The organism is Cellulosimicrobium cellulans, from assembly GCF_001722485.1.
Classification (GTDB): Bacteria; Actinomycetota; Actinomycetes; order Actinomycetales; family Cellulomonadaceae; genus Cellulosimicrobium; species Cellulosimicrobium cellulans_A.
On record NZ_LWGL01000133.1, the window covers coordinates 1 to 8898 of the forward strand.

6 protein-coding genes and 4 pseudogenes are annotated in these 8898 nt (G+C 73.1%); 5 read left to right on the top strand and 5 right to left on the bottom strand.

Features of this window, described 5'->3' with window-relative positions:
- From JZ5iCDA_RS19410 to folP (JZ5iCDA_RS18005), 5 genes and pseudogenes are all read left to right on the top strand, one after another.
- Window positions 1-237, top strand: a pseudogene (locus JZ5iCDA_RS19410) (hypothetical protein); the annotation flags it as partial.
- Window positions 238-242: 5 nt separating this feature from the next.
- Complete coding sequence (hpt, locus tag JZ5iCDA_RS13170; RefSeq protein WP_069387592.1) at window positions 243-797, top strand: hypoxanthine phosphoribosyltransferase; 555 nt, start codon at window positions 243-245, stop codon at window positions 795-797.
- Window positions 798-944: 147 nt separating this feature from the next.
- A complete protein-coding gene (ftsH, locus tag JZ5iCDA_RS13175) occupies window positions 945-3050 on the top strand; it encodes an ATP-dependent zinc metalloprotease FtsH (RefSeq protein WP_083260005.1) in 2106 nt (701 codons plus the stop codon).
- A complete protein-coding gene (gene folE, locus JZ5iCDA_RS13180; protein WP_069387593.1) occupies window positions 3050-3682 on the top strand; it encodes a GTP cyclohydrolase I FolE in 633 nt (210 codons plus the stop codon). The genes ftsH (JZ5iCDA_RS13175) and folE (JZ5iCDA_RS13180) overlap by 1 nt, the downstream gene beginning before the upstream one ends.
- Before the next feature lie 58 nt (window positions 3683-3740).
- Window positions 3741-4394: pseudogene (folP, locus tag JZ5iCDA_RS18005) on the top strand (dihydropteroate synthase); the annotation flags it as partial.
- Window positions 4395-4504: 110 nt separating this feature from the next.
- Here the strand turns inward: folP (JZ5iCDA_RS18005) and folP (JZ5iCDA_RS18460) are convergent.
- From folP (JZ5iCDA_RS18460) to JZ5iCDA_RS19415, 5 genes and pseudogenes are all read right to left on the bottom strand, one after another.
- Window positions 4505-5158 (bottom strand): annotated as a pseudogene (folP, locus tag JZ5iCDA_RS18460) (dihydropteroate synthase); the annotation flags it as partial.
- 58 nt (window positions 5159-5216) lie between these two features.
- A complete protein-coding gene (folE, locus tag JZ5iCDA_RS13195; RefSeq protein ID WP_069387593.1) occupies window positions 5217-5849 on the bottom strand; it encodes a GTP cyclohydrolase I FolE in 633 nt (210 codons plus the stop codon).
- Entirely contained in the window at window positions 5849-7954 is a 2106-nt protein-coding gene (gene ftsH / locus JZ5iCDA_RS13200) for an ATP-dependent zinc metalloprotease FtsH (RefSeq protein WP_083260005.1), read from the bottom strand. Before ftsH (JZ5iCDA_RS13200) ends, folE (JZ5iCDA_RS13195) begins: the two co-directional genes overlap by 1 nt.
- A gap of 147 nt (window positions 7955-8101) precedes the next feature.
- On the bottom strand, window positions 8102-8656 hold the full coding sequence (hpt, locus tag JZ5iCDA_RS13205) for a hypoxanthine phosphoribosyltransferase (protein WP_069387592.1): 555 nt from the start codon (window positions 8654-8656) through the stop codon (window positions 8102-8104).
- A 5-nt stretch (window positions 8657-8661) separates the two neighbouring features.
- Window positions 8662-8898 (bottom strand): annotated as a pseudogene (locus tag JZ5iCDA_RS19415) (hypothetical protein); the annotation flags it as partial.

The following is an 8898-nucleotide window of genomic DNA, read 5'->3' on the forward strand; positions in this document are numbered from 1 at the left end:
GTCGTGCCGGAGCGGGCGGCGGCGCTGCGGGCCGGCTGCCCGGACGGCGACCTGTTCGCGGTGCACGTCGCGGCGCTCGACGCGCTGGTCGTGGCGTGGCGCGGGCAGGGGCCCGTCCACCTGCCCGGGGACCGTCGGGCGCACCGCGCGTGTGGCAGGCTGTCCCTGGGCCTGCCGGACCGTCCTCCCGGACCGCCGCGGCCGTCCCCCCGACCCGACCCCCCACCCCTGGAGTGACCCCCGTGGATGCATCGGACGTCGCCGGCGACCTGGAGAACGTGCTCCTCACCGAGGAGCAGCTCGGCAGCAGGCTCGACGAGATCGCCGCGCAGATCGACCGTGACTACGCGGGCAAGGACCTCCTGCTCGTCGGCGTGCTCAAGGGCGCGGTCATGGTCATGGCCGACCTCGCGCGCCGCCTCAGCCACCCGATCGAGATGGACTGGATGGCCGTCTCGTCCTACGGGTCGGGCACCAAGTCGTCGGGCGTCGTGCGGATCCTCAAGGACCTCGACGCCGACCTCACGGGCCGCAACGTGCTCATCGTCGAGGACATCATCGACTCCGGCCTGACGCTGTCGTGGCTCCTGTCGAACCTGCGCTCGCGCGGCCCGGAGTCGGTCGAGATCGCGGCGATGCTGCGCAAGCCCGACGCCGCGAAGACGGACGTCGACGTGCGCTACGTGGGCTTCGACATCCCCAACGAGTTCGTCGTGGGCTACGGCCTCGACTACGCCGAGAAGTACCGGAACCTGCCGTTCGTGGGCACCCTGGCGCCGCACGTGTACTCGAGCTGAACCGGAGGCGGCCACACCGCCGTCCACGCGGCCACGCCCTGGGCGAACAGGGCCGGGATCCACAGCCGACGTCAAGGTGGAGCGTGTAGTTTCGAGCCCGAACACTTGCGCGAGCGGAGGGATCCGGGGCCCCGCGCCCCGTCGCCGATGAACATCAAGAAGATTCTCAGTGGGCCGATCGTCTGGATCGTGCTCGGCCTCGTGATCCTGTGGATCGCGTTCACGACGCTGTCGCGCCCCACGGTCCAGCGCATCGACACGTCGGCGGGCCTCGAGCTGCTCGCCGGCGACACGGTCGAGCAGGCGCTCATCGTGGACGGCGACCAGCGCGTCCGCCTCACCCTGTCCGAGCCCTACGTGGTGGACGAGGGCGCCGAGGACGAGCAGGACTACGGCACGAACGTCGAGTTCTTCTACGTCGCCCCGCAGGGCGAGGCGGTCGTCGACGCCGTCGTGGCCGCGGAGCCGGCCGACGGCTACAACTCCGAGGTCGCCCAGCCGTCGTTCTGGTCCTCGCTGCTCGGGCTGCTCATCCCGTTCCTCATCATCGGCGTGCTGTTCTGGTTCCTGCTCTCGCGGATGCAGGGCGGCGGGTCGCGCGTCATGGGCTTCGGCAAGTCGCGCGCGAAGCTCGTCTCGAAGGACACCCCGCAGGTGACCTTCGCGGACGTCGCGGGCGCCGACGAGGCGGTCGAGGAGCTCCACGAGATCAAGGAGTTCCTCTCCGAGCCGGCCAAGTTCCAGGCCGTCGGCGCGAAGATCCCCAAGGGCGTGCTGCTGTACGGCCCGCCCGGGACGGGCAAGACCCTGCTCGCGCGCGCCGTCGCGGGCGAGGCCGGCGTCCCCTTCTACTCGATCTCCGGCTCCGACTTCGTCGAGATGTTCGTCGGCGTCGGCGCGAGCCGCGTGCGCGACCTGTTCAACCAGGCCAAGGAGAACGCCCCGGCGATCATCTTCGTCGACGAGATCGACGCCGTCGGCCGCCACCGCGGCGCCGGCATGGGCGGCGGGCACGACGAGCGCGAGCAGACGCTCAACCAGCTCCTCGTCGAGATGGACGGGTTCGACGTCAAGACGAACGTCATCCTCATCGCGGCGACGAACCGCCCCGACATCCTCGACCCCGCCCTCCTTCGCCCGGGCCGGTTCGACCGCCAGGTCGCGGTCGAGGCGCCCGACCTCAAGGGCCGCGAGGCGATCCTGCGCGTGCACGCGCGCGGCAAGCCGATCGTCGAGGACATCGACCTCGCCGCGGTCGCGCGCCGCACGCCGGGCTTCACCGGCGCGGACCTCGCGAACGTGCTCAACGAGGCCGCGCTCCTCACCGCCCGCAGCGGCGCCCAGCTCATCGACGACCGCGCGCTCGACGAGGCGATCGACCGCGTCGTCGCCGGCCCGCAGAAGCGCACGCGGGTGATGAACGTCAAGGAGCAGAAGATCACGGCGTACCACGAGGGCGGCCACGCCCTCGTCGCCGCGGCGATGCGCTACACGGACCCGGTCACGAAGGTGACGATCCTGCCGCGCGGCCGTGCGCTCGGCTACACGATGGTCATGCCGACGGAGGACAAGTACTCCACGACGCGCAACGAGCTGCTGGACCAGCTCGCGTACGCCATGGGCGGGCGCGTCGCCGAGGAGCTCGTGTTCCACGACCCCACGACGGGCGCCTCGAACGACATCGAGAAGGCCACGGCCATCGCCCGCAAGATGGTCACCGAGTACGGCATGAGCGAGCGCGTCGGCGCGATCAAGCTCGGCAGCGGCTCCGGCGAGCCGTTCCTCGGCCGCGACATGGGCCACCAGCGCGACTACTCCGAGTCGGTCGCCGGGACGGTGGACCACGAGGTGCGCAAGCTCGTCGAGGCCGCGCACGACGAGGCGTGGGAGGTGCTCACGCACTACCGCGACGTGCTGGACGCCCTCGTGCTCGAGCTGCTCGAGAAGGAGACGCTCAACCAGGCTGAGCTCGCGCGGGTCTTCGCGCCCGTCGAGAAGCGCGCCCCGCGCGACGTCTGGCTCTCGAGCGAGCAGCGCGCCGTCTCGCAGCGCGGCCCCGTCCTCACGGACGCCGAGCGCGCCGCGCAGAACGGCCACCCGGTCATCCCGCAGGACGAGGCGGCGGCCGCGAGCGACGAGCTCCCGCCGGAGCGGATCGGCGAGGTCCCGGCCGACGCGCCGCTCGACCGCGCCCTGGGCGGCGAGGGCCCTGGCGACGGCGTGACGGACGTGCGCGGAGCGGGGCAGGGCTGATGTCCGGCGACGGCACGATCACGCGCGCCGCGTCGGCCGCGGACCTGCCCGCGCCGGCGCAGGTGCCGCCGTACGACGCGGAGCGCGCCGAGGCGGCGGTCCGCGAGCTGCTGCTCGCGGTCGGGGAGGACCCCGACCGGGAGGGGCTGCGGGAGACCCCGGCCCGCGTCGCGCGCGCCTACCGCGAGATCTTCGCGGGGCTGCGCCAGGAGCCCGGCGACGTCCTCACGACGACGTTCGACCTCGGCCACGAGGAGATGGTGCTCGTCAAGGACATCGAGGTGTACTCGACGTGCGAGCACCACCTCGTGCCGTTCCACGGCGTCGCCCACGTCGGGTACATCCCCAACGTGGACGGCCGGATCACGGGCCTGTCGAAGCTCGCGCGCCTCGTCGAGGTCTTCGCGCGCCGCCCGCAGGTCCAGGAGCGGCTCACCTCGCAGGTGGCCGACGCGCTCGTCGAGCACCTCGAGCCGCGCGGCGCGATCGTCGTGGTCGAGTGCGAGCACCTGTGCATGTCGATGCGCGGCGTGCGCAAGCCCGGCTCGCGCACCGTGACCTCGGCGGTCCGCGGCCAGATGCGCGACGCCGCGACCCGGGCCGAGGCGATGAGCCTCATCCTGGGCCGCTAGCGGCGTGGTGCACGTCGCCGGGCTGGAGGCGCTGGAGGGTCTCGGCCGCACTCTCGTCATGGGCGTCGTCAACGTGACCCCCGACTCCTTCTCCGACGGCGGCGAGTGGTACGAGCCGGACGCCGCCGTCGCGCACGGCCGCGAGCTGCTCGACGAGGGCGCGGACGTCCTCGACGTCGGCGGGGAGTCCACGCGGCCGGGGGCCGGACGCGTGCCCGTGGAGGAGGAGCTCGCGCGGGTCCTCCCGGTCGTGTCGGCGCTCGCCGCGGACGGCGCGGTCGTGAGCGTCGACACGACGCGCGCGGTCGTCGCGGAGCGGGCGGTCGCCGCGGGCGCCCGCATCGTCAACGACGTCTCGGGCGGGCTCGCCGACCCGGACATGGCCGGCGTCGTGGCCCGCACCGGGGTCGCGTACGTGTGCATGCACTGGCGCGGGCACGCGGACGTCATGGACGACCTGGAGCGCTACGACGACGTCGTGACCGACGTGCGCGCGGAGCTCTCCGCGCGCGTCGACGCCCTCCTGGCCGCCGGGGTGCGGCGCGACCAGATCGTCCTCGACCCGGGTCTCGGCTTCTCGAAGGCGGGCTCGGCGAACTGGCCGCTGCTCGCCCGGCTCGGCGAGCTCGAGACCCTCGGTCTGCCCGTCCTCGTCGGCGCGTCGCGCAAGAGGTTCCTCGGCCACCTCCTCGCGGGCCCCGACGGGCAGCCCGCGCCGCCCCTGGCGCGCGACGACGCGACCGCGGCGGTGACGACCCTCGCCGCCGCGGCGGCGAGGGTCGTCACCGCCGCGGTCGCGTCGTCGCGCGCCAGGGGCGGCGCGGGCTGCCCGTCGGGGCCCGCGAGGAGGTGGCCGAGGAACCTCTTGCGCGACGCGCCGACGAGGACGGGCAGACCGAGGGTCTCGAGCTCGCCGAGCCGGGCGAGCAGCGGCCAGTTCGCCGAGCCCGCCTTCGAGAAGCCGAGACCCGGGTCGAGGACGATCTGGTCGCGCCGCACCCCGGCGGCCAGGAGGGCGTCGACGCGCGCGGAGAGCTCCGCGCGCACGTCGGTCACGACGTCGTCGTAGCGCTCCAGGTCGTCCATGACGTCCGCGTGCCCGCGCCAGTGCATGCACACGTACGCGACCCCGGTGCGGGCCACGACGCCGGCCATGTCCGGGTCGGCGAGCCCGCCCGAGACGTCGTTGACGATGCGGGCGCCCGCGGCGACCGCCCGCTCCGCGACGACCGCGCGCGTCGTGTCGACGCTCACGACCGCGCCGTCCGCGGCGAGCGCCGACACGACCGGGAGGACCCGCGCGAGCTCCTCCTCCACGGGCACGCGTCCGGCCCCCGGCCGCGTGGACTCCCCGCCGACGTCGAGGACGTCCGCGCCCTCGTCGAGCAGCTCGCGGCCGTGCGCGACGGCGGCGTCCGGCTCGTACCACTCGCCGCCGTCGGAGAAGGAGTCGGGGGTCACGTTGACGACGCCCATGACGAGAGTGCGGCCGAGACCCTCCAGCGCCTCCAGCCCGGCGACGTGCACCACGCCGCTAGCGGCCCAGGATGAGGCTCATCGCCTCGGCCCGGGTCGCGGCGTCGCGCATCTGGCCGCGGACCGCCGAGGTCACGGTGCGCGAGCCGGGCTTGCGCACGCCGCGCATCGACATGCACAGGTGCTCGCACTCGACCACGACGATCGCGCCGCGCGGCTCGAGGTGCTCGACGAGCGCGTCGGCCACCTGCGAGGTGAGCCGCTCCTGGACCTGCGGGCGGCGCGCGAAGACCTCGACGAGGCGCGCGAGCTTCGACAGGCCCGTGATCCGGCCGTCCACGTTGGGGATGTACCCGACGTGGGCGACGCCGTGGAACGGCACGAGGTGGTGCTCGCACGTCGAGTACACCTCGATGTCCTTGACGAGCACCATCTCCTCGTGGCCGAGGTCGAACGTCGTCGTGAGGACGTCGCCGGGCTCCTGGCGCAGCCCCGCGAAGATCTCGCGGTAGGCGCGCGCGACGCGGGCCGGGGTCTCCCGCAGCCCCTCCCGGTCGGGGTCCTCCCCGACCGCGAGCAGCAGCTCGCGGACCGCCGCCTCGGCGCGCTCCGCGTCGTACGGCGGCACCTGCGCCGGCGCGGGCAGGTCCGCGGCCGACGCGGCGCGCGTGATCGTGCCGTCGCCGGACATCAGCCCTGCCCCGCTCCGCGCACGTCCGTCACGCCGTCGCCAGGGCCCTCGCCGCCCAGGGCGCGGTCGAGCGGCGCGTCGGCCGGGACCTCGCCGATCCGCTCCGGCGGGAGCTCGTCGCTCGCGGCCGCCGCCTCGTCCTGCGGGATGACCGGGTGGCCGTTCTGCGCGGCGCGCTCGGCGTCCGTGAGGACGGGGCCGCGCTGCGAGACGGCGCGCTGCTCGCTCGAGAGCCAGACGTCGCGCGGGGCGCGCTTCTCGACGGGCGCGAAGACCCGCGCGAGCTCAGCCTGGTTGAGCGTCTCCTTCTCGAGCAGCTCGAGCACGAGGGCGTCCAGCACGTCGCGGTAGTGCGTGAGCACCTCCCACGCCTCGTCGTGCGCGGCCTCGACGAGCTTGCGCACCTCGTGGTCCACCGTCCCGGCGACCGACTCGGAGTAGTCGCGCTGGTGGCCCATGTCGCGGCCGAGGAACGGCTCGCCGGAGCCGCTGCCGAGCTTGATCGCGCCGACGCGCTCGCTCATGCCGTACTCGGTGACCATCTTGCGGGCGATGGCCGTGGCCTTCTCGATGTCGTTCGAGGCGCCCGTCGTGGGGTCGTGGAACACGAGCTCCTCGGCGACGCGCCCGCCCATGGCGTACGCGAGCTGGTCCAGCAGCTCGTTGCGCGTCGTGGAGTACTTGTCCTCCGTCGGCATGACCATCGTGTAGCCGAGCGCACGGCCGCGCGGCAGGATCGTCACCTTCGTGACCGGGTCCGTGTAGCGCATCGCCGCGGCGACGAGGGCGTGGCCGCCCTCGTGGTACGCCGTGATCTTCTGCTCCTTGACGTTCATCACCCGCGTGCGCTTCTGCGGGCCGGCGACGACGCGGTCGATCGCCTCGTCGAGCGCGCGGTCGTCGATGAGCTGGGCGCCGCTGCGGGCGGTGAGGAGCGCGGCCTCGTTGAGCACGTTCGCGAGGTCCGCGCCGGTGAAGCCCGGCGTGCGGCGCGCGACCGCGGCGAGGTCGATGTCCTCGACGATCGGCTTGCCGCGCGCGTGCACGCGCAGGATCGCCTCGCGGCCCTTGAGGTCGGGCGCCTCGACCGCGACCTGGCGGTCGAACCGGCCCGGGCGAAGGAGGGCGGGGTCGAGGATGTCGGGGCGGTTCGTCGCCGCGATGAGGATGACGTTCGTCTTGACGTCGAACCCGTCCATCTCGACGAGGAGCTGGTTGAGCGTCTGCTCGCGCTCGTCGTGCCCGCCGCCCATGCCGGCGCCGCGGTGGCGGCCGACGGCGTCGATCTCGTCGACGAAGATGATCGCCGGGGCGTTCTCCTTGGCCTGGTTGAACAGGTCGCGCACGCGGCTCGCGCCGACGCCGACGAACATCTCGACGAAGTCGGAGCCGGAGATCGAGTAGAAGGGGACGCCGGCCTCGCCCGCGACGGCGCGCGCGAGCAGGGTCTTGCCCGTCCCGGGCGGGCCGTACAGCAGCACGCCCTTGGGGATCTTCGCGCCGACGGCCTGGAACTTGGCCGGCTCGGAGAGGAACTCCTTGATCTCGTGGAGCTCCTCGACCGCCTCGTCGGCGCCCGCGACGTCCGCGAAGGTCACCTGCGGGGTGTCCTTCGAGACGAGCTTCGCGCGCGACTTGCCGAAGCCCATGACGCGCGACCCGCCGCCCTGCATCCGCGAGAGCAGGAACCAGAACAGCACGCCGATGATGAGGAACGGGATGAGCAGCCCGAGCAGCGAGGACCAGAACGACGGCTGGGCGACCTCGGAGTTGTAGCCGTCGGCCGGCTCCGCGGCCACGACGGCGTCGACGACCGCCTCGCCCTGCGGGGCGACGTAGAAGAACTCGACGTTCGTGCCGTAGTCCTGCTCGTCCTCGGCGCCCTCGTCCACCACGTAGGGCTCGGACAGGGTGAGGCGGACGCGCTGGTCGCCGTCCACGATGAGCGCCTGCTCGACCGTGTCGCCGGCGAGCAGCTCGAGGCCCGCCGACGTGTCGATGCGCTGGACCGTGGGGCGCGACAGCGTCGTGAACGCGATCCACAGGATCACGAGGCCGAGCACGATCCAGACGATCGGCCCACTGAGAATCTTCTTGATGTTCATCGGCGACGGGGCGCGGGGCCCCGGATCCCTCCGCTCGCGCAAGTGTTCGGGCTCGAAACTACACGCTCCACCTTGACGTCGGCTGTGGATCCCGGCCCTGTTCGCCCAGGGCGTGGCCGCGTGGACGGCGGTGTGGCCGCCTCCGGTTCAGCTCGAGTACACGTGCGGCGCCAGGGTGCCCACGAACGGCAGGTTCCGGTACTTCTCGGCGTAGTCGAGGCCGTAGCCCACGACGAACTCGTTGGGGATGTCGAAGCCCACGTAGCGCACGTCGACGTCCGTCTTCGCGGCGTCGGGCTTGCGCAGCATCGCCGCGATCTCGACCGACTCCGGGCCGCGCGAGCGCAGGTTCGACAGGAGCCACGACAGCGTCAGGCCGGAGTCGATGATGTCCTCGACGATGAGCACGTTGCGGCCCGTGAGGTCGGCGTCGAGGTCCTTGAGGATCCGCACGACGCCCGACGACTTGGTGCCCGACCCGTAGGACGAGACGGCCATCCAGTCCATCTCGATCGGGTGGCTGAGGCGGCGCGCGAGGTCGGCCATGACCATGACCGCGCCCTTGAGCACGCCGACGAGCAGGAGGTCCTTGCCCGCGTAGTCACGGTCGATCTGCGCGGCGATCTCGTCGAGCCTGCTGCCGAGCTGCTCCTCGGTGAGGAGCACGTTCTCCAGGTCGCCGGCGACGTCCGATGCATCCACGGGGGTCACTCCAGGGGTGGGGGGTCGGGTCGGGGGGACGGCCGCGGCGGTCCGGGAGGACGGTCCGGCAGGCCCAGGGACAGCCTGCCACACGCGCGGTGCGCCCGACGGTCCCCGGGCAGGTGGACGGGCCCCTGCCCGCGCCACGCCACGACCAGCGCGTCGAGCGCCGCGACGTGCACCGCGAACAGGTCGCCGTCCGGGCAGCCGGCCCGCAGCGCCGCCGCCCGCTCCGGCACGAC

Excerpts from the sequence above, each read along its gene's own strand:
- ftsH (WP_083260005.1), top strand. The coding sequence starts at position 945 with ATGAACATCAAGAAGATTCTCAGTGGGCCGATCGTCTGGATCGTGCTC.
- folE (WP_069387593.1), top strand. The coding sequence starts at position 3,050 with ATGTCCGGCGACGGCACGATCACGCGCGCCGCGTCGGCCGCGGACCTG.
- folE (WP_069387593.1), bottom strand. The coding sequence starts at position 5,849 with ATGTCCGGCGACGGCACGATCACGCGCGCCGCGTCGGCCGCGGACCTG.
- ftsH (WP_083260005.1), bottom strand. The coding sequence starts at position 7,954 with ATGAACATCAAGAAGATTCTCAGTGGGCCGATCGTCTGGATCGTGCTC.